This is a genomic window from Nocardia sp. NPDC056611 (assembly GCF_042792755.1).
Classification (GTDB): domain Bacteria; phylum Actinomycetota; class Actinomycetes; order Mycobacteriales; family Mycobacteriaceae; genus Nocardia.
This window is the reverse complement of the sequence record NZ_JBHTVV010000001.1, coordinates 1,558,674-1,584,266: the sequence shown is the minus strand read 5'-3', so window position 1 is coordinate 1,584,266 and position 25,593 is coordinate 1,558,674. Positions and strand designations below refer to the sequence as shown.

Genomic DNA, 25,593 nt, shown 5'->3' with positions numbered 1-25,593 from the left:
TCGACACCGGGGCCGCCCGTGGCGCGATCACATCACGCCAGTTCTCCGATACCGCTCAGCAGCTTCCGGCACGCGACGCGCGTGTCCTCCTCGGCCTGCTCGGCGGTGATGTGATGGTTCAGCGCCGCATTGAGCACCCCGTACCAGGCCGCCTCGGTGATGCGCACCAGACGGGCCTGGGCGTCACTCGCGTGTTCGACCCCCAGCAGCTGCGTGATCAAGTCGCTGAACCGGTTGGTCACCACACCGCCGGCCTGGGCGACGGCAGCCAGATTCGACTGCAACATCGCGTGCGCGAGCAACGGTCGCGACAACAATTCCCGACCACCCTCGACCAGCAGATCACTGACCGCCTGCACCCGGTCGACGCCGGGCCGAGGCAGCGGAGTCGCCTCGGCGAGATGCTTCACCCGGTCCGACAACAGCGCGTTGAACAGGTGCGTCTTCGACGGAAAATACCGATACAGCGTGGCGATCGCCACCCCGGCATCCTTCGCCACATCGTGCATCTGAACCCGCTCCAACCCCTTCTCGGCCCCATGATGCGCCGCGGCACGCAGGATCGCCTGACGCCGCGACTCCTGCTCGGGCGAACTCGGCTGAGCCGGAAGCCGATCCTCCGCGATGCGTGGCACGGCGTCCCTCCGTCTGTGATGTCCTGCCGACGTTGTCGTCTCCGCCAAAATTACCCGCCGAGCCCAACCAACCGTGCCATCGTGACCCCACCCTCCCCCTTGCCCGGGTCGAGATTCCGGTCAGCGGAAGCGCCAGCGCGTTCAGAGCACGCGCGGCACGGTCCGATGAGGATTGGGATTGACCCCCACCGGCGCAAACAAGATCGCAGCTGACACTCGGGTCCCGAGAGGGACCTGGATTTCCAGACGATTGTTACGGTCTCGCGTGGACTCTATTGCACCTCATCGAGACCGGGCGGTCAGAACGTCGAGCTCGGCCGACCGCCCCGCCGGGGCGGGAAGTCGGAGCCGCCCGATCCCGTCTGCTCGGCCCGGTCCGGGCGACCTGTCAGGCCGCCCGGACCATGTGAGAACGCCGGCCGTGAAGTCACGGCAACCCGTCAACAGTTACTGGGTGCCGGCTCGCCGCGAACCCGGCCGTTGAGCCAGGCCAGGACCTCAGGGGCACCCATCACCGCTCCCGACAGATGCTCGGGCGCGGGAACGTGCAGCGTCTGCACCGGAACGCCGGCCGCACACCACCGGCGGTCGGTGTTGTCGATCGCTTGGACCGGAATCAGCGGGTCGGTAGGTGAATGCCATTCGAACACCGGTGTTTGCGGCACTTCGCCGAAGAGTTCCAAGCTGTTCTCCCGCAGCACCTCCCGGCCTTCACGGACGTTGAAGCTCGAGGCATCGGTCATCAATGCCCCCGCGCTGCCGCCGACGCCCTCGGCGAGGATCTGATTGGTGCAGTCATTGGCCATGCCATCGCGGATCGCCAAGCCACGCTGGTTGAGGTAGGAGCTGATCGGCAGTTGGCTCGGATATTCGCGCTCGAGGCCGATCGCCGCCGCCATGGCCAGCCCGAAGGCCGGGTGCGGGTCGTAGCCCAGCGCCTCGACCATCGTCTCCAGGTTCATCGGGGCACCGCCGATGGCCGCGCCCGCGAGTTTCAGCTCCGGCGCGTACGACGGTTGGAGCGCGGCCGCCGCCCCGGTGGCCATGCCGCCGCCGGAGTAGCCGGCCAAGGTAATCGGACTCTGCTGGGAAGCGAGTTTCGGGACCTGTTTCACCGCTCGGACGCCGTCCAGAACGATCCGGCCACCCAGACGCGACGCGCCGAATGCGAAGTACGGACCGAGATGATCCGGCAGCGCAATGCTCCAGCCCTGCGCCAGTACCGCATTCAGAATCGACGCCGTCACCAAGAGATTCGGATCGTCGGAGTACAACAGATGCGACACCGCGCAACGGGTGCCGAGCGCATTGATGAAGTGCTGATACGACATCAACGGCGCGTCGGGCTGGTGACCGATCGGAGTGAGGACCGTGGTGGTAGCCGCGATCGGCTCATCCTGGGAGTTGGTGGATCGGAATTGCACCAGAGTAACGGTGGCGCCGGGAAATACGGCGACCGGCGGCAGTGTCTGCGTGCGGAGCACATCACCGGGCCGATGTGCCGCCAGATCCGGCGGCGCGGCGTAGAACGGATCCGGATCGGGGATCGGATATATCGGATCCGCCGCAGCCGTCGTCGTCATCGACAACCCGAGCACCACACCACCCAGCGCAACCACAACTTTCGCCGACCGGCTGCGGAGAAAAACAGGAAAACGACCAAGCACGTGTCTGACCTCCATGAATTGTTCACGTCGTTCGACAAGCCAGTCCAAGTTCTGACGCGACTATATCGGCCAACTTCCAGCAACACGTCAAAATGCGCGTGTGTCATTGATCGGCCAACAGTCCTCCCCGAGACCGGGATTCACCTGCTCGCCTGCCCGACGCCGGCCACCCGATCAACGAGCCCTCGCGCCTGCGCAATCCGACGACTCCTAATCTCGTAGGGCGCACAGGTCATTCATAGACATCCCCGAATTGGCAATGCCGACACGAGGGGCAATCCCATAACGACACGCGGTAGGCCGACGTGAGTTCGGCTTTTCATCCACTGATTTACCCGTCGCGGTGGGCGACGACTTCTACCTGCCGCCGCCGCTGGTGCCCACACCGGGAGCCGTCGTGCGACGCAAGTCTTGGTGAAAGTCAGCGGTCCCTGGTCCGGCTAGTTCTTGGCTAGCGATGACGGGTCCCGAGTAGTCAATGGTGGCCCCCCTTTGTTCACGAGGGACAGGTCGCCGCCGTAGTGCTCGAGGACGCGGTGGTCCATGACTGCGCGCCAGAGTGGAGGAACGACGGCGAGCAGGATCATGGTGGCGTATCCGGCCGGGAGTTGTGGGGCCTGTTCGGAGCTGCGCAGGGTTTGGTAGCGGCGGCCTGGGTTGGCGTGATGGTCGCTGTGGCGTTGGAGGTGGAACAGCAAGATGTTCGTGACGAGGCGATCACTGTTCCAGCTGTCGCGGGGGGAGCACCGTACGTACTTGCCGTTGGCGCGGCGCGGGCGCAGCAGTCCATAGTGCTCGATGTAGTTGACGGTTTCCAGCAGGCCGGCGCCCAGCATTGCCTGCACTACGAGATACGGAATCAAGCCGGGGCCGAATAGGACGATCAGGGTGCCCCACAGGGCGACGGACATCGTCCAGGCCTGCAAGAGCTGATTGTCTCGGCTGAGCCAACGTTTTCCTTTGCGGCGCAGTCGTTCCCGCTCCAGTTTCAGGGCGGAGCGGAAGCCACCCGTCGCACTGCGTGGCAGGAATCCCCACAGGGACTCGCCGAAGCGGGCGCTGGCCGGATCTTCGGGCGTCGCCACGCGCACGTGATGGCCGTGATTGTGTTCGACGAAGAAGTGCCCGTAACACGATTGTGCCAGTGCGACCTTCGCGAGCCAGCGTTCCAGGTGTTCGACTCGGTGCCCCAGTTCATGGGCGGCATTGATGCCGATGCCCGACACGAATCCGAGCGTCACAGCCAATCCGAGCTTGTCGGCTACGCTCAGCTCGGGACTTGCCCACAGATAGCCTGCCACGAACAGCCCGGCGAACTGCAGCGGCAGAAAAAGATACGTACACCACCGGTAGTACCGGTCGTTGGACAACGACTGGTAGTCCTCGTCGCGTGGATTGCTCCCGTCATCGCCGACCGAGAGATCCAGCAGTGGGATCAGGCCGAGCACGAAAACCGGACCGATCCACCAGAATATGGGGAGCCCGGTGCGGGCTACCAATTGCGATGGAACCACAGCGCACGACGGAGCGATCAGCCCCAGAATCCATAGGTATCGCTTGGGGTCGCGCGCCTTCGAATTCTGAAAAATTGACATGTGTATGTGCCTCGTGATTCAACAGAACAACACTTGGGTCGAAAGTGTGTGCGGTCGAAATCGTTTGGGCCCAAACGTCGCTCCAGGCTAGCGGTTTCCACCGCGAATTCTGCTGGAACGGCCAAAAATACGGACTGACCGGGCAAATCAACCTTGTGCTCGAACGCGTGATGCCCGGTAGCCGGATCGGCAAGAGCGCCGAATCGCGGCTACCGGGCATCGTGGCCCGAACGTCACAGGGTCAGGGCAGCGACCAGCAGTTGTTCGGGGCGGGCACGCCGGCGAGCCGATCGGTCACCCACTGCTGTGAGACTGCCAGCGCCGGGAAAAAGGCCATCACATGCGTTCCCACCATGCCGGAGACGGAGGGGATCTCGGCGTTGGCATCGAGCTGGACAGGCACTCCGTCACCACACCATGCCGCCGCCATCGCCCGCACCGGCGCGTACGGCGCCCCTTCGTCGTGCATGGCCGAGGCGGTGAGGACCGGTACCGACGGGGAAAGCGTGCCGAGGCGCTGTTCGGCGAAGGCCGAACTCAGCGCGGGGTTCCGATCGATGACCGCGGTGATGGGTTCGCCGCTGGTCGTCCATTCGGAGGTGTTCGGATGTGCCTGGGCCAAGCCGATCGGGACAGCGCACTTGCCCAGAGATTCGTGCAGGATCGCCTTACCGGTGTCATTGAGCTCGGCGTCGAGAATCGGGCGGGTTTCGGGATAGTCGGCGGCGATGCCGTTGAGGATCCACGCGGTGGCAGGCGCCATGAGGGATCGTCCGTCGTTGTACCCGATGAAGTACTCGTCATCGACCACCGGACCGCCTACGTAGGCACCGCGGACATTCAGCTCCGGCGCGTAGCTCGACTGCAGCTCGGCCGCTCCCGCAGAGGCCATCCCGCCCTGGGAGTATCCGTAGAGAGCGACCGGCGTACCGGGGTTGAGGCCGCTGCCGGGCAATTGCACCGCGGCGCGCGCCGCATCCAGCAGGGCGTAGGCCTGTGCCTTGCGATTGAGGTAGTCGTGCACGTCAGGGGTACCGAGCCCGTGATAGTCGGTGACCACCACCGCCATTCCGCGGGTGAGCAGGGACGTGATCGCCAGCAGGTCGTATTCGAACGTGACGTCGGCCGGAGGCTGGTATTGCACGATCTGCGTCATCAGTTTCGACGGCGCGCATTGGTTGCCCTGCCCCTTCGTGCCTCCCGCGTACGCGATCAACGGGCGCTCGCCTGGCCCGGTCCACGGCACAGTCGGCTGCAGGTAGGTGCCCACGACCGCCGTCGGCGCATCGTGGGTATCGCTGCTGACGTACATCAGCCGCGTCGCGGCGGCCGGAACGACGCCGGGCATTCCCGGTGCGGAGAGAGCCACCTGCGCCGGTTCCGCGCGCACGATGGCTCCCGGTACAGGCGGTAGCGGTGGCGGCAAGTAGAAGTCGTCACCTGCCGCGACGGGTTCGGCCCTGGCGAGTAGCGCCGTGTTCGCGACGCCCCCTCCGATCATGACGAGAGTTCCTGTCAAAGCTGCAGCCAATCCAAACAGTCGGCTCCGCAATTCTTCCGATCCTTCCTGCGATGTGAGCGACCCAGGGCACAGAATCGGGTGTTGAGGCTATACGCCGGATTATCGAATCCTTGTGAAGCAGCGGAAGAAACGCCGAATTCGCGTCCATCTACGGCGATTCGACTGCGTGTCGCTGCGTGGCCGCCGGCGGTGCGGGTGTCGGACGATGTCCGCGAAAGACCACGATGCCGGCGGGCGCCGAGCGCTCGGTGTCGAGTGGGCATGGGGCCGAGTGGGCATGGGACAAGGCCGGCCGACGGCCGAAGCCTCCCAAGGACTTCGAGCGGCGCGTCATCCCCATCGGTGAATCGATGACGACCGAGGCCGTGACCTGCTTCTCCCAGAGTGGGCGCAGAGGGTTTCGAACCCCCGACCGCTGGTGTGTAAAACCAGAGCTCTACCACTGAGCTATACGCCCTGATCGCCCGAACATGCCGGGCGACGGGTTATGAATCTAATGTGGCGAGGGCTTTTTCCCAAGCCTGCTGGTCACGGGGCTCGCCCGGGCCGTTCATTTCCGCGAAGCGGATGATGCCATCCTTGTCGACGACGAAGGTGCCGCGGTTGGGGTAGCCGGATTTGGCGTTGAAGACGCCGTAGGCCTGGGCCACCTCGCCGTGGGGCCAGAAGTCGGAGAGCAGGGGGAAGGTGTAGCCCTGTTCGGCTGCCCAGATCTTGTGGGTGGGCGGGGGGCCTACGGAGATGGCGAGGATTTCCGCGTTGTCGTTCTGGAACTTGGGGAGTTCGTCGCGGACCTTGCAGAGTTCGCCCTGGCAGATGCCGGTGAAGGCGAGGGGGTAGAAGACGATGAGGACGTTCTTCTCACCACGGAAGCCCGACAGGGTGACGTCCTGGTTGTTCTGGTCCTTCAACGTGAAGTCCGGTGCGAGCGTACCGATCTCGAGCGGCATGCGTTCCCCTCCATCCTGATGTGGCGACGCAGCGTGCGACGCGGCGCCGCGTGCGACCCGGTGGATCGGACGAGCCGATCCACCGGGTGCACCCGGTTCACCGAAAACCTTAGTGGAAGGCCTCAGCGCTGCTTGGAGGGTGTCTTGGGCTGGGTGAGCTTGGTGCCCGTCCAGGTGCCCAGGGAGACCGGAGTGGTCGAGGTGAGGCCGGCGGGGGTGGCCGACTCGGCGATCTCACTCGGATCGACATGGCCGGATTGACCGGTCTTGGGCGTGAGCACCCACACGACGCCGTCGTCGGCGAGCGGGGTGATCACATTGAGCAGTTCATCGACCAGGTCGCCGTCACCGTCCCGCCACCAGAGCAGCACGACGTCGACTACTTCATCGGTGTCCTCGTCGAGCAGCTCGGATCCGGTGGCCTCTTCGATGTCGGAGCGAAGCGCGTCGTCGGCGTCTTCGTCCCAGCCCAGTTCCTGAACCACCATGTCGTGTGAAATGCCAAGCTTCTGAGCGTAGTTCTGCGCGTCCGCCGCGGCGACCACGGTGGTGTCCTCCTCAATTCCCGACAATAGGTAGTTGCAAGCGAACATGGTAAAAGCCCCCAGCGCAAGCCGATCGGCCGAAATCGCACCCTAAATGTCGTATGTGAGACCGCCGGGGCTCAGTGGACAGCCCGCCCAGACCCCCTCCGACCTGGCCGATCGATCGGGCTCCGAGCAGGAGCGGCGTTCAGACCGGGCAGGCATTGCGAACCGCGGTCAACGTGTCGTTGACCTTCCGGCTCGCGTCGTTCAACGGCGCGACGGAGGAGTTGGTGGTCAGCTTCCGCACCGACGCCGCCAGATCCCGGGCCGCGGACACGTAGTCGGTGAACTTCTGCGCCACCTCCGGCGACAGGTCCGGCCCCGACGCGGTCACCTGAGCCTCGACCGTCTTGGCCGCGTCCTCGAGCGCCTGGGCCGCGGTGTCACGCTTGGCGTTCTTGTCGGCCGCGCTCACGTCGTTCGCGTCGTGCGCGTCCACGAACTCGTTGTAGCGATCGACCTGGGTGCCGGTGGTCTTGCGGAACGGACCGCAGTTGTCCGCGGTCGCCTTCGCCTTCGCCGCGGCCGCCTTCGAGGAGCTGGCCGCCGCCGCCGAGGTGGCCGCGTCGGCCTTGTACGACGACACCTGAACCTGATTCGCCGTCGGGGTACCCTCGACCGTGTTCGTGCACCCGGCCAGCGCCAGTCCGGCCGCCACCGCCGCGGACGCGCACAGCAATCCGAACCCCCTCGGGTTCAGCAGCTTCACTCGGTTCCTCCCCGATCCAGCCCGGAAGTGATGGAACCAGTCGCGAGCGGCGCGGTTCCCTGCGCCACGGTACTGGATTTCCGGCTGACATGATGACCTGGGCCGCATCATCGGCAAGGATGTGAGATGCGCCCCAACCAATCGTTAACGGGTACGCCGCGCACCAACGGCTACCCGGGGTATTGACGCCACACCAGATGTCCCACCCCATGTGTACGAGGAGCAATCGTCTTGACCGACTTGATGCACCCTACGTCGTCGAACTCCACCAACGGGTCACAGGAACCCCAGGGCGGATCGGCACGCAAAAGCCCGGCGGGGGGCCGGGTTCGAGTGATTCGCGAGGGGGTGGCGTCATACCTGCCGGACATCGACCCGGAGGAGACCAGCGAATGGCTCGACTCCTTCGACGAAATGCTGACCCGCGAGGGCCCCGGCCGCGCCCGCTACCTCATGCTGCGCCTGCTGGAGCGCGCCGGTGAACGCCACGTCGCGATCCCCGCGCTGACCTCCACCGACTACGTCAACACCATCCCCACCGAGAACGAGCCGTGGTTCCCCGGCGACGAGGAGGTGGAGCGCCGCTTCCGCGCCTACATCCGCTGGAACGCCGCCGTCATGGTTCACCGCGCCCAGCGCCCGGGAATCGGTGTGGGCGGCCACATTTCGACCTACGCGTCCTCGGCGGCGCTCTACGAGGTCGGTTTCAACCACTTCTTCCGCGGCAAGGACCACGCCGGCGGCGGCGACCAGGTGTTCATCCAGGGCCACGCCTCCCCCGGCATCTACGCCCGCGCGTTCCTCGAGGGCCGGTTGTCCGAGGATCAGATGGACGGCTTCCGCCAGGAGTACAGCCACGGCGGTCCGGGCGCGGGCCTCTCGTCGTACCCGCACCCGCGCCTGATGCCGGATTTCTGGGAATTCCCCACGGTCTCCATGGGTCTGGGCCCGATGAACGCCATCTATCAGGCCCGCTTCAACCACTACCTGCACGACCGCGGCCTCAAGGACACCTCCGATCAGCACGTGTGGGCGTTCCTCGGCGACGGCGAGATGGACGAGCCGGAGTCGCGCGGCCTGATCCAGGTGGCCGCCAACGAGGGCCTGGACAACCTGACCTTCGTCATCAACTGCAACCTGCAGCGCCTCGACGGCCCGGTCCGCGGCAACGGCAAGATCATTCAGGAGCTGGAGTCGTTCTTCCGCGGCGCCGGCTGGAACGTCATCAAGGTGGTGTGGGGCCGCGAGTGGGACTCGCTGCTGCAGGCCGACCGCGACGGCGCGCTGGTCAACCTGATGAACACCACCCCCGACGGCGACTACCAGACCTACAAGGCCAATGACGGCGCCTACGTGCGCGAGCACTTCTTCGGCCGCGATCCGCGCACCAAGGAACTGGTGAAGGGCCTGTCGGACTCCGAGGTCTGGAACCTCAAGCGCGGCGGCCACGACTACCGCAAGATCTACGCCGCCTACGCCGCGGCCATGGCGCACAAGGGCCAGCCGACGGTCATCCTCGCCAAGACCATCAAGGGGTACGGCCTGGGCAAGCACTTCGAGGCCCGCAACGCCACCCACCAGATGAAGAAGATGACCCTCGACGATCTGAAGGCGTTCCGCGACGTGCAGCGCATTCCGATCACCGACGCCGAGCTCGAGGCGAATCCGTACCTGCCGCCGTACTACCACCCCGGCATGGACGCCCCCGAGATCCAGTACATGATGGCCCGCCGCGGCCAGCTCGGCGGTTTCGTCCCCGAGCGCCGCACCATGTCCAAGCCCCTGCAACTTCCCGGCGACGAGGCCTACCGTTCGGTCCGCAAGGGTTCGGGCAAACAGAGCGTGGCCACCACCATGGCCTTCGTGCGCCTGATGAAGGAACTGTTGCGCGACAAGGAGATCGGCAAGCGCATCGTCCCGATCATCCCCGACGAGGCCCGCACCTTCGGCATGGACTCGTGGTTCCCTTCGTTGAAGATCTACAACCGCAACGGCCAGTTGTACACATCGGTCGACGCGGAATTGATGCTTGCCTACAAAGAGTCGAGCATCGGCCAGATCCTGCACGAGGGCATCAACGAGGCCGGTTCGACCGCCAGCTTCACCGCGGTCGGCACCTCGTACTCGACGCATGGCGAGCCGATGATCCCGCTCTACATCTTCTATTCGATGTTCGGCTTCCAGCGCACCGGCGACGGCCTGTGGGCGGCCGCGGATCAGATGGCCCGCGGTTTCGTGCTCGGAGCAACGGCCGGGCGAACCACGCTGACCGGTGAGGGCCTGCAGCACAACGACGGTCATTCGCTGTTGCTGGCGTCCACCAACCCCGCCTGCGTCGCCTACGACCCGGCCTTCTCCTTCGAGATCGCCCACATCGTGCGCGACGGCATGCGCCGCATGTACGGCGGCGGCGTGGCCACCGGGTATCAGGAGGCGCTGCCGGGCACCGATCCCGAATCGCACTCGGTGCACCACGAGTTCGGCGGCGAGGACATCTTCTACTACATCACCCTCTACAACGAGCCGTATGTCCAGCCGGCCGAGCCGGAGGGCCTCGACGTCGAGGGCCTGCTGAAGGGCATCTACCTCTATCAGCCCGGTTCGGCGGGAATCCTGCGCGCGAACATCCTGGTCGCGGGCGTCACCATGCCCGACGGTCTGCGCGCGCAGGAGATGCTGGCCCAGGACTGGAACGTGCAGGCCGACGTCTACTCGGTGACCTCGTGGGGCGAGCTCCGCAAGGAGGCGCTGTCCAAGGAGATCGCGAAACTGCGCCACCCCGACCAGGATCAGGGCCTGCCGTACATCACCGAGGTGCTGTCCAAGGCGCAGGGCCCGTTCGTGGCGGCCTCGGACTGGATGCGCGCGGTGCCCGATCAGATCCGCCAGTGGGTGCCGGGCGAGTACATCACCCTGGGCACGGACGGTTTCGGTTTCTCCGACACCCGCCCGGCCGCGCGCCGCGTCTTCAATGTGGATGCCGCGTCCATCGTGGTGGCCGCGCTGCAGGGACTGGCCAATCAGGGCCGGATCGCGCAGGCGACGGTGGCCGAGGCGGCCCGCCGGTACGGCGTCGACGACGTGAACGCCGCGCCGAAGGCGGCACCCGGTACCGAAGGCGGCGACGCATAGCCGAACATAAGAACTGTGGAACGTAAACCGCCGAGGCCGCGCCGGATAAACGAAGAGGGCACCTCCTCCCACGAGGTCTATCTTCCGACCGGCGCGCTCTCCCCGAATCGGCAGACGCGCGACCCGCTTCCGGACACCCTCCTGAAACGGGTCAAGCAGTTCTCCGGTCGCCTGTCGACCGAGGCCGTGGCCTCGATGCAGGATCGGTTGCCGTTCTTCGCCAATCTGGATGCCGCCCAGCGGGCCGGGGTGCAGATGCTGGTGCAGACGGCGGTGGTGAACTTCCTGGAATGGTTGCAGGACCCGGAGTCCGACATCCGGTTCAGTCTCGATGCCTTCCAGGTGATTCCGGACGATCTGGCGCGGCGGCTGACACTGCGCCAGACCGTCGACATGGTCCGGGTGGCCATGGAGTTCTTCGAACAGTGGCTGCCGGCGCTGGCCCGCAACGACCGGCAGCTGGTGGCGTTGACCGAGGCGGTGCTGCGCTACGGGCGTGAGCTCGGATTCGCCGCCGCCTCGGTGTACGCCTCGGCCGCGGAGTCGCGCGGCGCGTGGGACACCCGATTGGAAGCCTTGGTCGTCGACGCCGTGGTGCGCGGCGACAACGGCCCGGAGATGCTCTCCCGCGCGTCCACCCTCAATTGGGATGCGACAGCACCGGCCACCGTTCTCGTGGGCACTCCACCCAAGGATCAGGTGGCCGTTGTCAGTTCCGTACATGCGGTGGCCGCCCGGCACGGCCGCAACGCGCTCGCCGTCGTGCAGGGTTCGCGGCTGGTAATGGTAGTCAGCGGACATCTCGGGGACCCGATGTATCCGTCGCAGTTCCTGGCGGATCTGCTGGCGGATGCCTTCAGTGAGGGCCCGGTGGTGATCGGCCCGACCATGCGCGCGCTGTCCGCGGCGCACGTGAGTTCGGTGGAGGCGATGGCCGGGATGGAGGCCGTGGTGGGCTGGCGGGGAGCCCCCCGACCTGTGCACGCGTCCGAATTGTTGCCCGAACGTGCCCTGCTCGGGGACCGCGCCGCCATCGACGCCCTGAACGAGCTTCTCGTGCTACCGTTGGCCGCCGCCAGCGCCGATTTGTCGGACACGCTGGACGCGTATCTGGATTGCGGTGGAGCCGTCGAAACCTGCGCCCGCCAGCTGTTCGTTCATCCAAATACGGTGCGCTATCGCCTCAAGCGGATCGGCGACATCACGGGTCGGGATCCGATGAATCCGCGCGATGCCTATGTGTTACGGATCGCGGCCACAGTAGGCCGGCTGACACGAACCCGTAACGAATCACCCACTCCTGCCACTGACGTGACTCCCGTCACAGAGCCCAAGGATGGGGTGTAACGAGATTCGAGGATGGGGCGATCCGGACAACCCACGTGGTCTTTTGTGGACTCCTCACAAAACTGCCAACGAAGCTTCATTCGCGCCGACATCTCGTGAGAGCCGCCTCACAGTGTTTTCTTAAACCCGTGATCGCATTGCTCACGCCCGGACAGGGCTCACAGACACCCGGCATGCTCACCTCATGGCTGGAGCTTCCCGGCGCCGCGGACCGCGTCGCGCTGTGGGGCAAGGCCGCGGGGCTGGACCTGCTGCGGTTGGGCACGACTGCGACCGCCGAAGAAATCGTCGACACGGCTGTCACCCAGCCGCTCGTCGTCGCGGCCGCCCTGCTGGCTTTCGCCGAAATCCCGCAGGATTCACTGCCCGCCGATACAGTCGTCGCCGGACACTCGGTCGGTGAGTTCGCCGCCGCCGCCGTCGCCGGAGTCATCTCCGCCGACGACGCGGTCACCCTGGCCGCCATCCGCGGTGCGGAGATGGCCAAGGCGTGCGCGCTCGAGCCGACCGGAATGTCCGCGCTGCTCGGTGGTGACGAAGCGGAGGTTCTCGCTCGTCTCGAGGAACTCGGCCTGGTCCCGGCCAACCGCAATGCGGTGGGTCAGATCGTGGCCGCGGGTAAGCTCAAGGCGCTCGAGGCCCTGGCCGCGAACCCGCCCGAAAAGGCCCGCGTCCGTGCTCTGCCGGTCGCCGGCGCCTTCCATACCGCGTTCATGGCACCCGCCCAGGACGCGGTGGCGGAGGCCATCGCCCAGATCGTCCCGAACGAGCCGGTCCGGACCCTGCTGTCGAACTTCGACGGGCAGCCGGTCAGCTCGGGCAAGGATGCGATCGACAAGCTCGCTGCTCAGGTCACGCGCCCCGTGCGCTGGGACCTGTGCACCGAAACGATCCGTGCGGCAGGGGTTTCCGCGGTGGCAGAGTTGCCACCGGCGGGCACCCTGGTCGGCATCGCCAAGCGGGAGCTCAAGGGCACCCCGAACCTGGCGCTGAAGACCCCCGCGGATCTCCCCGCGCTCGCCGAGCTGACTTCAGCAAGCTAGCTTGGCTGGCGGCCCGCTCCCATCAACGGCGATGGAGCACCGGGTCGCAAACAATGAATCCCCACCCCTCTACAGAAGATAAGGAGCCACCACAGTGGCCGCTCTGACCCAGGAACAGATCGTCGAAGAGCTCGGTAAGATCATCGAAGAGGTGACCGGTATCGAGCCCTCCGAGGTCACCATCGAGAAGTCCTTCGTCGACGACCTGGACATCGACTCGCTGTCCATGGTCGAGATCGCCGTCCAGACCGAGGACAAGTACGGCGTCAAGATCCCGGACGAGGACCTGGCGAGCCTGAAGACCGTCGGCGACGCGGTGGCGTACATCCAGAAGCTCGAGGCCGAGAACTCCGAGGCTGCCGAGGCCCTCAAGGCCAAGCACCAGGGCGAGTAGGACCGACACCGTGACCACTCCTTCCACCTTGAACGGGAACTTTCCCAACGTCGTCGTAACGAGCATGGCGGCGACCACGTCGATCGCCGGTGACGTCGATGCGACGTGGAAGGGCCTCCTCAATGGCGAGAGCGGCATCGACACGCTCGAGGACGACTTCATTGCGGAGTACGACCTTCCGGTTCGTATCGGCGGCCACCTGAAGGTGTCGCCGGACACTCTGCTCGAGCGGGTCGAGATCCGCCGCATGGCGTATGTCGAGCGACTGGCCACCGTGCTCGGTCGTGAGGTCTGGAAGAACGCCGGCACCCCCGAGGTCGACCCGCTGCGGCTGGGTGTGGCCATCGGTACCGGTCTCGGCGGCGGCGACGCGCTGATCGATTCGGTGGACAAGCTGAAGAACGGTGGCTACCGCAAGGTTTCGCCGCTGGCCGTTCAGATGGTCATGCCGAACGGTCCGTCCGCCGTGGTCGGCCTCGAGCTCAAGGCCCGCGCGGGAGTGGTCACTCCGGTCTCGGCCTGCTCGTCGGGTTCGGAGGCCATCGCCAACGCCTGGCGGATGATCGTCATGGGTGACGCCGACATGGTGGTCACCGGCGGTGTCGAGGGCTTCATCGACTCGATTCCGATCGCCGCGTTCTCCATGATGCGGGCCATGTCGACCCGCAACGACGATCCGAAGGGCGCCTCGCGTCCCTTCGACAAGGATCGCGACGGCTTCGTCTTCGGCGAAGCGGGCGCGCTCATGGTCCTGGAGACCGAGGAGCACGCCAAGGCTCGTGGCGCCACCATCCACGCCCGCCTCATGGGCGCGGGTATCACCTCCGACGGGTTCCACCTCGTGGCTCCCGATCCGGAGGGCAGCGGTGCGGCTCGTGCCATGCAGCGCGCGATGCAGACCGCGGGTCTGTCCGCTTCGGACATCACCCACGTGAACGCTCACGCGACCGCCACCCCCGTGGGTGACACCGCGGAGGCCAACGCGATTCACAAGGCCGGCGTCAAGCACGCGTCGGTCTACGCACCCAAGTCGGCCCTGGGCCACTCGATCGGCGCCGTCGGCGCACTCGAGTCGATTCTCACGGTGCTCAGCATCCGGGACGGTGTCGTCCCTCCGACGCTGAACCTCGAGAACCAGGATCCGGCGATCGATCTGGACGTCGTGCACGGCGCTGCGCGCCATCAGGACATTCAGTACGCGATCAACAATTCCTTCGGTTTCGGTGGGCACAATGTCGCGCTCGCCTTCGGCCGGTACTGACGCGCAGTTTTCACGATCAACCGTCTAGACGAACCGCGCACTTCTAGAACCGGTCAGTAAGACAAGCGGTCCCGGCAGGGGATTTTCGGATCGAGATCCCAAACCTTGATCCCCTGCCGGGATTTCGACATTTCGCAGCCGCTCTCAGCGACCGCATTTTCCTCATGAGGAGAGTTTGCGATGACCATCATGGCCCCCGCACACGCGGACACCACGACCGATCCCCGTGACCCGCTGGGTCGGTTGCAGCGCTTCTTCGATCCCGGAACCGTTCTCCCGCTCCACCCCCGCGACAAGTCCGGCGTGCTCGCCGCCATCGGTGAGATCGACGGTGTCCGCACCGTCGCCTACTGCTCCGATGCGACCGTGATGGGCGGCGCCATGGGCGTCGAGGGGTGCAAGCACATCGTCGATGCGATCGATACCGCCATCGACTCCAAGATTCCCGTTGTGGGCCTGTGGCATTCGGGCGGGGCGCGACTGGCGGAGGGCGTCGAGGCCCTGCACGCCGTCGGTCTGGTCTTCGAGGCCATGGTCCGCGCGTCCGGCCAGGTCCCGCAGATCTCCGTGGTGCTCGGCTTCGCCGCCGGTGGCGCCGCCTACGGGCCGGCGCTGACCGACATCGTCATCATGGCTCCGGAAGGCCGGGTCTTCGTGACCGGTCCGGACATCGTGAAGACGGTGACCGGTGAGAGCGTCGACATGGCGACCCTGGGCGGCCCGGTCACCCACGGCAAGAAGTCCGGCGTCTGCCACATCGTCGCCGATGACGAGCAGGACGCGATGCACCGTGCGCGCCGCCTGGTCTCGATGTTCGCCGAGCAGGGCGAATTCGACCTGGCCGCCGCCGCGCACGGCGATGTCGACCTCAAGGCCATGATGCCGGAGTCGGCCAAGCGCGCCTACGACGTCAAGCCGATCATCAACGAGCTGCTCGACAATGTCGACGGCGAAAGCACTTTCGAGGAACTGCAGGGCGGGTACGCCCGGTCCATGGTGGTCGGTCTGGGCCGCCTCGGCGGCCGTACCGTCGGCGTGCTGGCCAACAACCCGATCCGTCTGGGTGGCTGCCTCAACTCCGAAAGCGCCGAGAAGGCTTCGCGTTTCGTGCGCCTGTGCAACGCGTTCGGCATCCCGCTGATCGTCGTCACCGACGTGCCGGGCTACCTGCCGGGCGTCTCGCAGGAGTTCGAGGGCGTGGTGCGCCGCGGCGCGAAGCTGCTGCACGCGTTCGCCGAGGCCCGTGTCCCGCGCGTCACCCTGGTGACCCGCAAGATCTACGGCGGCGCCTACATCGCCATGAACGCCCGCTCGCTGGGCGCGACGGCCGTGTACGCGTGGCCGGGTTCCGAGGTCGCGGTCATGGGCGCCAAGGCCGCCGTCGGCATCCTGCACAAGAAGGCTCTCGCGGCCGCCCCCGAGGAGGAGCGCGAGGCCATGCTGGAGCGGCTCACCGAGGAGCACGAGCGGATCGCGGGCGGTGTCGAGCGCGCCATGGCGATCGGTGTCGTGGACGAGGTCGTCGACCCGGCCAAGACCCGCTCCACCATCGCCGCCGCACTGGCCGCCGCGCCGTCGCGGCCGCAGCACAACAAGAACATTCCGCTGTAATTCGTTACGCGGCAACGTAAAAGCGGGCGGTCTCTTCGGAGACCGCCCGCTTTCGTTGTGGGAGAAGAAGTTCCGGTTCAGACCGGAGGGATGTTGGCGTTGTGGTGGAAGACGTTGTCGGGATCCCACTCGGCTTTGAGGGCGGTGAGGCGGGAATACTTCTCGCCATAGGATTCCCGGAGCCGGGCGGGGTCGTCGTCGACGAGGAAGTTGACGTAGCTCGCCGAGGAGTTGGCGTACGGGCGCAGTGCGTCCCAGAGGTCGCGGGTCCACTGGCGTTCGGCGGCGAATTCGTCCGGGTCCGGGGTGATGGCGCTGATGTTGATGGCCCAGCAGGGGTTCCGGGAGCCACTGAATGCCGTTGTGTCCTCGTGGATTTCGCTGTAGCGGCCGCGCAGCGCGAAGATCGGGATCAGGGTCATCGGGGAGCGCCGCTGCGGGAAGGTACTGATCAGGGCGGCGAGGACGGCGTCGGACAGGTCATCGACGTAGAGCGACTTCTCGTACGCGTGCATTCCGGGCGGGGCCGACTCGTCGAACATCTGCTGCAGCGCGGTGTACGGGATGGGGGTGACCAGTTCCCAGGCGGGGGCCGGGGCGGCGTCACGCATCGGTTTTACGATGGCCTCGAGTTCCATCGGGTCACCGAAGCCCGCCACCATCACCACGAATCCGGGCTGCCCCTGATAGTGCTCGGGCACGAACGGCGCGGGCGGGGCGCTGACCGCGAAGATCACGCCGCCGTAGCCCTTGGGCAGCGTGGCGATGAGTTCGCGGCCCGCGGCGAGGCCGGCGGCGGCGTGCTCGGGGGCGAAGCACAGCATGGTGAGCTGGGCCAGCGCCGGGACGTCGTGCAGGGCGAAGGTGAGGGTGGTGACGATGCCGAAATTGCCTCCGCCGCCGCGCAATCCCCACAGCAGTTCGGCGTTCTCGCGCGGTGAGGCGACCACGACGCGGCCGTCGGCGGTGACGACCTCGGCGGCGACCAGGTTGTCGCAGCTCAGTCCGCAGCGCATGGTGAGCCAGCCCATGCCGCCGCCCAGGGTGAGGCCGCCGACGCCGGTGCTGGAGATGAAGCCACCCGTGACGCCCAAGCCGTGCGGCGAGATCGCGGCGTCGGCCTGCGCCCAGGTGGCGCCGCCCCCGATGTGCGCGAGCGCGGCGTCGGTGTCGACGGTGACCGAATCGAGGGTTCGCAGGTCGATCATCATGGCGTTGTCGGCGACCGCGTGGCCCGCGTAGTTGTGGCCGCCGCCGCGCACGGTGATCTCGAGGTTGTACTGGCGTGCGGCCAGCACGGCGGCCGCGACACCCGCCGCGGAGGCGGGGCGGACGATGACGGCCGGGCGGCGGTCGATGCCGCCGTTCCAGACTTGACGGGCCGTGTCGTAGTCGGGGTCGGCGGGCGTGATCACCACCCCGTCGACGGCCGAGCGCAGTCCCTCGATATCGATTTCCGCAGTGGTCATGGTCCGCTCCTCAAAGGTGTCGGTCTGCCTCCGTGGCGAAATTCAGGCTGCGCTGTACGGGTTCACAGCACATCGGTCATTCGCCCTATTGAACGCCGCCGCTCGGGTGTTCCGGAAGTACGCAGGAGACGCGGAACGGGTTCATGGGCCGGTGCGCGCCGAAATGGTCGGCGAGTCGCGTGTGGCGCGTGTCCCGCTCGTGCGGCGCGCCGGGTGGCAAAACGCCGGGCGGGGGCCGGTGGCCGGGCGTATGGTGACCTGGCTGGCATTGGGGTGACTGGCGGAGGCGGCGGTATGCGGCTCGATCCGGGGGCGGAATTCTCGGGGTTCACGATCGAGCGAACGCTCGGCACGGGCGGCATGGGGGTCGTGTATCTGGCCCGCAATCCCCGGCTGAACCGGCTGGTCGCGCTGAAGGTGCTGGGTGAGCTGATCGCCGCGGACACCCGGGGGCGGGCCCGTTTCGAACGGGAGGCGGCGCTCGCGGCCCGCCTGGAGCACCCGAACATCGTGGCCATCTACGACCGTGCGGCCTCCGACGCCGACCTGCCGTGGATCAGCATGAAATACGTCGGCGGCGGTGATGTGGCGCAGCGGATGACCACGCGCGGCGGCCCCCTCCCCGACGACCACGCGGTCCGCATCCTGACCGACGCCGCTCGCGCGCTGGACTACGCCCACCGCCACGGCATCCTGCACCGCGACGTGAAGCCCGGCAACATCCTTCTCGACGACGACCCCGCTCATCCCGGCGCGGACCGAAATCGCGCCGTACTCACCGATTTCGGCATCGCCCGCGCCCTCGACGACACCCTCACCCTCACCGGCACCGCCGCGACCTTCGCCTACGCAGCCCCCGAACGCTTCGACGGCGCCACCGCCGACCACCGCGCCGACATCTACTCCCTGGGCTGCACCTTCTACGAACTCCTCACCGCCCGTCAGCCCTTCCCGCGCACCGACCAGGCCGCCGTCATCGCCGCCCACCTCAAAACTCCTCCGCCCCGCCCCACCGACATCCGCCCCGAACTCCCCTCGGGCATCAACGACGTCATCGCCACAGCCCTCGCCAAGAACCCCGCCGACCGCTACCCCACCTGCGCCGCCCTGGCCGAAGCCGCCACCCAGATCCTGACCCGATCCCGCCCCGCGAACCCCCGCACCGCCCCAACTCTCGCCGCCCCGCCCCACCCTGAACTCATCCACACCCTCCCCGCCACCTCCTCCCCGACCCCCGCCAACCACCTCCCGCCCACCTTCGAACCCGAACCCGCCACGGCGAGAGCTGACGAATCCCCTATCAGTCCAACGAGTTCCGCCGATCACGGTGCCCTGACAGGCATCCCCGAGTCGATCCGGGTCGCCCTCGACAGCCCCCATCCGGAGATTCGTCGCGGCGCAGTACAGGCCCTGAGCATCCGCCTCTCGTCATCCGATCAGCTCCAAGCCGATGTCGCCCGAAAAGCCCTGCACTACATAGCACTCCACGACAACCCCGCCGTCGCGTCCTATGCCCGCGAGGTCCTGGGCGGAGCCTCGACCATGGACAGCCCGCGCATGCCCGGCAGCCGCCCGAGGCGCGAGCACACGCAGCCCGCGGCGCTCGCCGAAGTATCCGGAGCCACAGCTGCCGTTCGGGAAGCGGACCACCCGGATTCATTGTCGAGCAGGCAATTCGGCGTAGCGCCTGGATCCCACGGCGAACCCGATCCGCTCGGCGATCGCGAAGGTTCAGCGGGAGAAGGAGACGTACCCCGGCACGGCCGGCTTCGGCGGGCCGATTCCGGTCGCGCGAACCAGGGCGACGCGGGGCGAAATCCGATTCCCGAGCAGAACAGCGTGCGAACCGGACCGCGGGCCGAAGCGACCCCGAAGGGTGCGGACACGGTCGCGGCGGCCGGCGCTCCCCCGAGGGCGCGACGACGCGAGGCGAATCAGCGTGCGCGACAGGACAGTGGGCTCGCGGGTCGGCGTGGCAAGGTCGCCGGTGTCACCACCGCGCTGTCCGGAGTTGCGGCGCTGGTCGCGGGTGGCGTGTTGCTGGACAGTCGGCATATGCCCTTCGCCGATTCCGCCGAGTACGACGCGGCGTACTCGTTCGATGACGTTCTCGCGCACGGCTCCTGGTATCTGGCGGCCGTGACCTGGATGTCGGTCATCGCAGGGCTGTTCACGTTCTTCCCACGGCCGCATCGGACCACGCGGCAGGCACTGGTCGCGGGGTTCGCATTGACCAGTCCGTGGGGCGCCATCGTCATCGCCCGGCTGGAGGGTTGGATCGCCTCGGATCGTCCGGGGTTCGCGACGTCCACCGGCGCGCACTTCGCGCTGAACGCGCACCTGTTCCTGGGTCTGGCGGGGCTCCTGGCCGCGGCGACGGTGCTGCTCGGCGCGCCTCGATTCGAACTCCGGTGGCCGAGTGGCCGATTCGCGATCGCCACGGCGGCTCTGGCGGTGTCGGGCTGTGCGCTGCTGAGTGCCGTCCTCGTGTTGTCCACCATCATCCCGCCGATCCTGCGCACGGATTTCCTCTGGCAGTTCGCCTCGGCGGCAGTTCTGGCTCTGGCCCCGGCCGCGCTGTCGGCCCTCCACCCGCGACGGCTCGCCATCCTGCTCACCATCGGTTGCGTGGCAGGTGAAGCGGCGATCAGCGTTCTGCTCATCACTCAGTCGGTGTCGATCGGCGACAGCGCTGCCGAGCATTGGATTCTCGCCCTGCCCGTGCTGTTCTCGACAACGCTGCTCGCGCTGGGCGTGGTCAATGCGGCCGAGTTGGCCCGCACCGGCGATAACCGGCGATCGGCGTGATCCGGCCGATCGAAACCAGCGCGGTCGCACCGGCGTAGTGGTGCGCGAATCCGTTGACCGGGTTCAGGACTGGAGTCGGACCCGGTCGGCGGATTCGTTCTGGCTGGCGCATTCCTGGTACGGGTTGGGGTTGCCCGCGCGTTCGCCGCAGACCCAGCGGATGGTGGCGACGGTGACGGCGATGTCGCCGCTGGATTGTTTGGCGCGTTGGTCGGCGTAGGCGCCCGCCACGGAGAGGGCGGTGGAGCAGAAGTCGTTGCCCTTGGCGGTGGAGGCGACGACGGCGAGACCCCAGGGACCGGTGCCGCATTGGACGGCGTCGTGGCCGGCGGCCGGGAAGGCGGCGGCGGAGGTGGCGGGTTTGGCGGCGCTGCTGGTGGCGTCCGAAGAACTGTTGTTGGTGGCGTCGTTGCAGGCGGTCAGGGTGAGGGCCGTGGTGATGACGGCCAGTGCCGTGCCCGCGATCTGCGCTGTGGTCCGCACGAATCCTCCTCGTCGGCTGCCCCTCCTCTGGGCATTCTGCCCGTTTCGGGGCGTTTGCGACGGCAGGCTCGCATGGTTCGGCGGTCCGCGCGGTGTGTCCGGTGGTGCGGGTCTAGCCGACGTCGCGGCGCAGCCAGGTGACGTCCGCGCCGTCGCCGCCGAGGCGGTAGGGCTCGAGGATGTCGTCCCAGGCGGTGCCGAGGGCGCGATCGATTTCGGCGGTGATCTCGGCGGCCGAGCCGCGGCCGTGCGCGCGAGCCTCGGCGACGATGGCGCGCAGCCGCATCTCGCCGACCATGACGTCGCCACTGGCGCCGGTGGCGCCGCTCCACATGCCGAGGCCGGGGACGAAGCTGAAGCGTTCGCCGTCGACGCCCTCACTGGGCTCCTCGGTGACTTCGAAATGCAGTACGGGCCAATCGCGCAATGCTCTGGCTAATCTCCCCCCGGTACCGACTGGCCCGTACCAATCGGTGGTGGCGCGCAGCTGTCCGGGATCGGCGGGCTGGACGGTCCAGCGGAGTTTGGCGGGGGCCTTGAGGGTCGAGGTGAGCGCCCATTCGATATGCGGGCACAGCGCGGCCGGCGACGAATGGACATAGACGACCCCAGACGTCGCTTCCGCGAACTGACTCGACGCACGCACCACTGACACCTCCGGCTCGACGAGGTACGTCTTCCCCAACGACCCCTGAGCCGAGCGCGGTGTGGCCCGAGCTTACTGGAGTGCCCGATGATGCGTGTGTTACTCCGCGACCGTGTCGCCGTCTACGCAAACTCCGCGATCGCGGCATCACTGAGGGTCGGCCACGCGGCCCGGGCCCAGTCCCCGAAATTCTCGTCCGCGAGCGCGAGACACGCCATGCCGACGTCCGGATCCACCCAGAGGAACGTTCCGGATTGCCCGAAATGCCCGAAAGTGCGCGGCGAGTTCGCGCCCCCGGTCCAGTGCGGCGCCTTGTGGTCGCGGATCTCGAATCCCAGTCCCCAGTCGTTGGGCCGCTGCGAGCCGTAGCCGGGCAGTACGCCATTGCATCCCGGGAATTGCACTTCGCTTGCCTCGGAAGCCAATTCGGCACTCAGAATTTCCGGTGCCAGCAATTCTTCAGCGAAGCGCAGCAGATCTGCGACCGACGAGCGGCCCGCATGCCCGGCCGGACCGGTCAACACCGAGGAAGTCATACCCAGCGGTTCGAACACCGCCTCGTGCAGATACCGGTCGAAGGCGATACCGGTCTGCGCCGCAACGAAATCCGCGAGCACCTCGAATCCGGCGCTGGAGTAGATCCGCTTCGCGCCCGGCGCGGCCAGCACCGCGTCGGTGTCGAAGGCCAGCCCGGAGGTGTGGGCGAGCAGGTGCCGCACGGTGGATCCGGGCGGCCCGGCGGGCTGGTCGAGCTCGATCGCCCCCTCCTCGACCGCCACCAGGACCGCGTATGCCACAAGGGGTTTGGTCACCGAGGCGAGCGGAAACACCCGCGCGGCATCCCCCTCGGTGTCGACCACACCCTTGCCCCTGACGACGACACCCGCCGCCGCGTTCCGGACCGGCCACTGTCGAATCTGCTCGAGCGATCGCATACGTCGAGCCTAGGCGGCCCGGCTCAGCGCCGATCGCCGCCTGCCGTACCCGAAGTACACGAGCAGCCCGACCGCCGACCACACGGTGAACGCCAGCCAGGTCACCCCGGGCAGATGGACGAGCAGCCAGACGCACATGGCCACGCCGATCACCGGCACCACCGGCACCAGCGTCCGGAACGAGCGCGGCAGGTCGGGTTTGGTGCGCCGCAGCACCAGCACGCCGATGTTCACCAGGGCGAAGGACACCAGGGTGCCGATATTGGTGGCGTTCACCAGTTCGCCCAGCGGCACCAGCGCCGACAGCACCGCGACCACGCCGCCCACGATGAGCGTGTTGATCGTCGGCACCCGCTGCCGCCCGACCCGCGACAGCACGCTCGGCATGAGCCCGTCTCGGGACATGGCGACCAGGATGCGGGTCTGCCCGTACAGCACGGTCAGCACCACCGAGGCGATGGCGATGACCGCGCCCGCCGCGAGGATGGTGGCGGGCCAGCCGCGCCCGGTGACCTGGTCGAGCACGGTGGCCAGCGAGGCGCCGGAGCTGCTCACGTCGTCCACCCCGACCGCGCCGACGGCGGTCAGCGCCACCAGCACGTACATCAGGGTCACGATGCCGAGCGAGATGATGATGGCGCGCGGCAGATCCCGCTGCGGGTTCTTCGCCTCCTCGCCCGCGGTGGAGGCGGCGTCGAAGCCGATGAAGGAGAAGAACACCATCGACGCGGCCGCCCCGATCCCGGAGATCCCCTCCGGCGCGAAGGGGTGCAGGTTCGAGGAGTTGAACGCGGTGACCGCCACGGCCACGAAGAACACCAGCACCGCGATCTTGATGACGGTGGTGACGGTGGTGACCCGCGCGCTCTCCCGGACGCCGCCCAGCAGCACCGCGGTGGCCAGCAGCACGACGACCGCGGCGGGCAGGTTGATCACCCCGCCCGCGCCCGGCGGCTGCGCGAGCACGTCGGGGATGCGCCAGCCGATGGTGGAGCCGAGGAATTCGTTGAGGTACGCGCCCCAGCCGACCGCGACGGCCGCCACCGAGACGCCGTACTCGAGCAGCAGGCACCACCCGCACACCCAGGCCACGATCTCGCCCAGCGTCGCATAGGTATACGAGTAGGCCGACCCGGACACCGGCACGGCGCCGGCGAGTTCGGCGTACGACAGCGCCGAGAACAGGGCGGCGAGCGCGGCGATGACGAAGGAGACGACGACGGCGGGCCCGGCCAGCGGCGCGGCCTCGCCGAGGACGACGAAGATGCCGGTGCCCAGCGTCGCGCCGACCGACAGGGCGATCAGCGGGATCAGGCCCATGCTGCGCCGCAGTGCGGTGTGCTCGCCGTCGGAGGTGAGTTGTTCCACCGGCTTGGTGCGCAGCAATGATGCGGTAATCCGCGGGATTCCGGGCATGTCCGGGCACGATACCGGTTCGGACCGGCAGGAATGCCTTTCGCCCACCAAGTCCGGGAAGGGCATGAACAACCAGCAGCTATGCCTTGGCTTCGCTCGGTGTGCGCGGCGTCTCCCGGCACCCCCGCATCGGCGGACGGCGAGGTCACCGCCCTGGCGCTCTGCGAGAACCCGGTTACGATCGTCCCCATCATGAGTGAGCAGGTCACGGTCCACGGCGAGGTGGACGCGGGTTTCGGTCCGGTCGCCGATGCGTTCCGCCGCAATTTCTCCCGGCACGGCGAGATCGGTGCGGCGGTCGCCGTCTTCGACGGGGATCGGCCGGTGGTGGATCTGTGGGCGGGGTATCGCGATCGCAAGCGCACGGTGGCGTGGGAGCGCGACACCATGGCCCCGGTGTGGTCCTCGACCAAGGGCATGACGGCGTTCGTGGTCGCGTCGGCGGTGTCGAAGGGCCTGCTCGACTACGAGGATCCGGTGGCGCTGCACTGGCCCGAGTTCGCCGCGCACGGCAAGGAATCGATCACCGTGCGCCAGCTACTCGACCATCAGGGCGGCCTGGCGGCCCTGGATCGCCCGTTCCGGCTCACGGACATGGCGGATCTGGACGGCATGGCGGTGGTGCTGGCCGAGCAGAAACCGTTGTGGCGGCTGGGAACCCGGCACGGCTATCACCCGATCACGGCCGGCCTGTATCAGGGTGAGCTGCTGCGACGGGTGGATCCCGCGCATCGCACGCTGGGCCGCATCTTCGCCGAGGACATCGCCGCCCCGGTGGGCGCGGAGTTCTATATCGGCCTGCCGGAGGAGATTTCGCTCGATCGGGTGGCGACCCTGTCGGCGACCGAGGGCCTGGACATCCTCCGCTACGAGCGGGATCTCCCGGTGCGCATCGGAATCCAGCTCTACGGCAAGCGCGGCCTGTCCTACCGCGCCTTGAACAGCCCGCAGGTCGGCGCGCCCGCCCGAGCCGCGCGACGCGAGTTCCTCTCCGTGGAGAGTCCGGCGGCCGGTGGCGTCGGCACCGCACGCGCCCTGGCCCGGGTCTACGGGGCGGCGGCCGGGCAGACCGGTGAGCTGCCGATCGACCGGGCCCTGCTGGACCGCCTGGCCACCGCCGACACCGCCGACGACGTCCCGGCCGAGGACCTGGTGCTGCTCACCCCGAGCCGCTATCACCTGGGTTTCCGCAAGTCACGCGGCAGTTTCCGATTCGGCTCCGACAAGCGCGCCTACGGCACCACCGGCTACGGCGGCTCGTTCGGTTTCGCCGATCCGGCAACAGGTCTCGGCTTCGGCTATGTGATGAACCGCCTGGGCATGGCGGTGCTCGACGATGTCCGTTCACGCAATCTGCGCGACGCCCTGCTGCGCTGCCGCTGA

At 67.4% G+C, this 25,593-nt stretch carries 20 protein-coding genes and 1 tRNA gene; 8 read left to right on the top strand and 13 right to left on the bottom strand.

Annotated elements, in window-relative coordinates; genetic code table 11:
* Positions 1 to 32: 32 nt before the first annotated feature.
* From ACFRAQ_RS07230 to ACFRAQ_RS07195, 8 genes are all read right to left on the bottom strand, one after another.
* The gene (locus ACFRAQ_RS07230) at positions 33 to 635 is read right to left on the bottom strand and encodes a TetR family transcriptional regulator (RefSeq protein WP_379095206.1); all 603 of its coding nucleotides are present in this window, start codon (positions 633 to 635) and stop codon (positions 33 to 35) included.
* 440 nt (positions 636 to 1,075) lie between these two features.
* Positions 1,076 to 2,218, bottom strand: coding sequence for a lipase family protein (locus ACFRAQ_RS07225; RefSeq protein ID WP_379095874.1), 1,143 nt, complete (start codon positions 2,216 to 2,218; stop codon positions 1,076 to 1,078).
* 524 nt (positions 2,219 to 2,742) lie between these two features.
* Positions 2,743 to 3,897, bottom strand: a complete 1,155-nt coding sequence (locus ACFRAQ_RS07220) for an alkane 1-monooxygenase (protein WP_379095203.1) — start codon at positions 3,895 to 3,897, stop codon at positions 2,743 to 2,745.
* A 241-nt stretch (positions 3,898 to 4,138) separates the two neighbouring features.
* Complete coding sequence (locus ACFRAQ_RS07215) at positions 4,139 to 5,398, bottom strand: lipase family protein (RefSeq protein ID WP_379095200.1); 1,260 nt, start codon at positions 5,396 to 5,398, stop codon at positions 4,139 to 4,141.
* Positions 5,399 to 5,804: 406 nt separating this feature from the next.
* Positions 5,805 to 5,876, bottom strand: a tRNA-Val gene (locus tag ACFRAQ_RS07210).
* A gap of 28 nt (positions 5,877 to 5,904) precedes the next feature.
* Entirely contained in the window at positions 5,905 to 6,369 is a 465-nt protein-coding gene (locus ACFRAQ_RS07205; protein WP_379095197.1) for a peroxiredoxin, read from the bottom strand.
* 122 nt (positions 6,370 to 6,491) lie between these two features.
* Positions 6,492 to 6,914 carry a DUF3052 domain-containing protein gene (locus tag ACFRAQ_RS07200; RefSeq protein ID WP_357098200.1) on the bottom strand — a complete coding sequence of 141 codons (423 nt, stop codon included), beginning with the start codon at positions 6,912 to 6,914 and terminating at the stop codon, positions 6,492 to 6,494.
* A gap of 187 nt (positions 6,915 to 7,101) precedes the next feature.
* The gene (locus ACFRAQ_RS07195) at positions 7,102 to 7,665 is read right to left on the bottom strand and encodes a hypothetical protein (protein ID WP_379095194.1); all 564 of its coding nucleotides are present in this window, start codon (positions 7,663 to 7,665) and stop codon (positions 7,102 to 7,104) included.
* Positions 7,666 to 7,896: 231 nt separating this feature from the next.
* Between ACFRAQ_RS07195 and aceE the strand changes: the two genes are divergently transcribed.
* The 6 genes from aceE (at position 7,897) to ACFRAQ_RS07165 (ending at position 16,453) form a co-directional block, all read left to right on the top strand.
* Positions 7,897 to 10,797 (top strand): pyruvate dehydrogenase (acetyl-transferring), homodimeric type, encoded by a 2,901-nt coding sequence (gene aceE / locus ACFRAQ_RS07190; RefSeq protein ID WP_379095191.1) that lies wholly within the window; start codon positions 7,897 to 7,899, stop codon positions 10,795 to 10,797.
* A gap of 15 nt (positions 10,798 to 10,812) precedes the next feature.
* On the top strand, positions 10,813 to 12,144 hold the full coding sequence (locus tag ACFRAQ_RS07185; RefSeq protein WP_379095188.1) for a PucR family transcriptional regulator: 1,332 nt from the start codon (positions 10,813 to 10,815) through the stop codon (positions 12,142 to 12,144).
* A gap of 128 nt (positions 12,145 to 12,272) precedes the next feature.
* Positions 12,273 to 13,187 (top strand): ACP S-malonyltransferase, encoded by a 915-nt coding sequence (locus ACFRAQ_RS07180; protein WP_379095185.1) that lies wholly within the window; start codon positions 12,273 to 12,275, stop codon positions 13,185 to 13,187.
* Between the two features lie 94 nt (positions 13,188 to 13,281).
* A complete protein-coding gene (acpM, locus tag ACFRAQ_RS07175; RefSeq protein ID WP_357098105.1) occupies positions 13,282 to 13,581 on the top strand; it encodes a meromycolate extension acyl carrier protein AcpM in 300 nt (99 codons plus the stop codon).
* Between the two features lie 10 nt (positions 13,582 to 13,591).
* Positions 13,592 to 14,842, top strand: a complete 1,251-nt coding sequence (locus tag ACFRAQ_RS07170) for a KasA/KasB family beta-ketoacyl-ACP synthase (protein ID WP_213560178.1) — start codon at positions 13,592 to 13,594, stop codon at positions 14,840 to 14,842.
* Between the two features lie 180 nt (positions 14,843 to 15,022).
* Positions 15,023 to 16,453: a carboxyl transferase domain-containing protein gene (locus ACFRAQ_RS07165; protein WP_357098102.1), complete on the top strand. Its 1,431-nt coding sequence runs from the start codon at positions 15,023 to 15,025 to the stop codon at positions 16,451 to 16,453.
* 77 nt (positions 16,454 to 16,530) lie between these two features.
* Here the strand turns inward: ACFRAQ_RS07165 and ACFRAQ_RS07160 are convergent, their stop codons facing one another.
* Complete coding sequence (locus ACFRAQ_RS07160) at positions 16,531 to 17,922, bottom strand: FAD-binding oxidoreductase (protein WP_379095180.1); 1,392 nt, start codon at positions 17,920 to 17,922, stop codon at positions 16,531 to 16,533.
* Between the two features lie 294 nt (positions 17,923 to 18,216).
* Here ACFRAQ_RS07160 and ACFRAQ_RS07155 point away from each other — a divergent pair, with 294 nt between their 5' ends.
* The gene (locus ACFRAQ_RS07155) at positions 18,217 to 20,730 is read left to right on the top strand and encodes a protein kinase (protein WP_379095177.1); all 2,514 of its coding nucleotides are present in this window, start codon (positions 18,217 to 18,219) and stop codon (positions 20,728 to 20,730) included.
* Between the two features lie 63 nt (positions 20,731 to 20,793).
* Here the strand turns inward: ACFRAQ_RS07155 and ACFRAQ_RS07150 are convergent, their stop codons facing one another.
* From ACFRAQ_RS07150 to ACFRAQ_RS07135, 4 genes are all read right to left on the bottom strand, one after another.
* Positions 20,794 to 21,213 carry a hypothetical protein gene (locus ACFRAQ_RS07150; protein ID WP_379095174.1) on the bottom strand — a complete coding sequence of 140 codons (420 nt, stop codon included), beginning with the start codon at positions 21,211 to 21,213 and terminating at the stop codon, positions 20,794 to 20,796.
* Positions 21,214 to 21,325: 112 nt separating this feature from the next.
* Entirely contained in the window at positions 21,326 to 21,859 is a 534-nt protein-coding gene (locus ACFRAQ_RS07145) for a DUF3145 domain-containing protein (RefSeq protein ID WP_379095171.1), read from the bottom strand.
* Between the two features lie 122 nt (positions 21,860 to 21,981).
* Positions 21,982 to 22,794, bottom strand: a complete 813-nt coding sequence (locus tag ACFRAQ_RS07140; RefSeq protein ID WP_379095168.1) for a serine hydrolase domain-containing protein — start codon at positions 22,792 to 22,794, stop codon at positions 21,982 to 21,984.
* A gap of 9 nt (positions 22,795 to 22,803) precedes the next feature.
* The gene (locus ACFRAQ_RS07135) at positions 22,804 to 24,210 is read right to left on the bottom strand and encodes an amino acid permease (RefSeq protein WP_379095165.1); all 1,407 of its coding nucleotides are present in this window, start codon (positions 24,208 to 24,210) and stop codon (positions 22,804 to 22,806) included.
* A 192-nt stretch (positions 24,211 to 24,402) separates the two neighbouring features.
* Here ACFRAQ_RS07135 and ACFRAQ_RS07130 point away from each other — a divergent pair, with 192 nt between their 5' ends.
* Positions 24,403 to 25,593, top strand: coding sequence for a serine hydrolase domain-containing protein (locus ACFRAQ_RS07130; RefSeq protein ID WP_379095162.1), 1,191 nt, complete (start codon positions 24,403 to 24,405; stop codon positions 25,591 to 25,593).

Coding starts and splice junctions, on each gene's coding strand:
- ACFRAQ_RS07225 (WP_379095874.1), bottom strand. CDS start 2,218: ATGACGACGACGGCTGCGGCGGATCCGATATATCCGATCCCCGATCCG.
- ACFRAQ_RS07220 (WP_379095203.1), bottom strand. CDS start 3,897: ATGTCAATTTTTCAGAATTCGAAGGCGCGCGACCCCAAGCGATACCTA.
- ACFRAQ_RS07215 (WP_379095200.1), bottom strand. CDS start 5,398: ATGATCGGAGGGGGCGTCGCGAACACGGCGCTACTCGCCAGGGCCGAA.
- ACFRAQ_RS07205 (WP_379095197.1), bottom strand. CDS start 6,369: ATGCCGCTCGAGATCGGTACGCTCGCACCGGACTTCACGTTGAAGGAC.
- ACFRAQ_RS07165 (WP_357098102.1), top strand. CDS start 15,023: ATGACCATCATGGCCCCCGCACACGCGGACACCACGACCGATCCCCGT.
- ACFRAQ_RS07160 (WP_379095180.1), bottom strand. CDS start 17,922: ATGACCACTGCGGAAATCGATATCGAGGGACTGCGCTCGGCCGTCGAC.
- ACFRAQ_RS07155 (WP_379095177.1), top strand. CDS start 18,217: ATGCGGCTCGATCCGGGGGCGGAATTCTCGGGGTTCACGATCGAGCGA.
- ACFRAQ_RS07140 (WP_379095168.1), bottom strand. CDS start 22,794: ATGCGATCGCTCGAGCAGATTCGACAGTGGCCGGTCCGGAACGCGGCG.
- ACFRAQ_RS07135 (WP_379095165.1), bottom strand. CDS start 24,210: ATGCCCGGAATCCCGCGGATTACCGCATCATTGCTGCGCACCAAGCCG.
- ACFRAQ_RS07130 (WP_379095162.1), top strand. CDS start 24,403: ATGAGTGAGCAGGTCACGGTCCACGGCGAGGTGGACGCGGGTTTCGGT.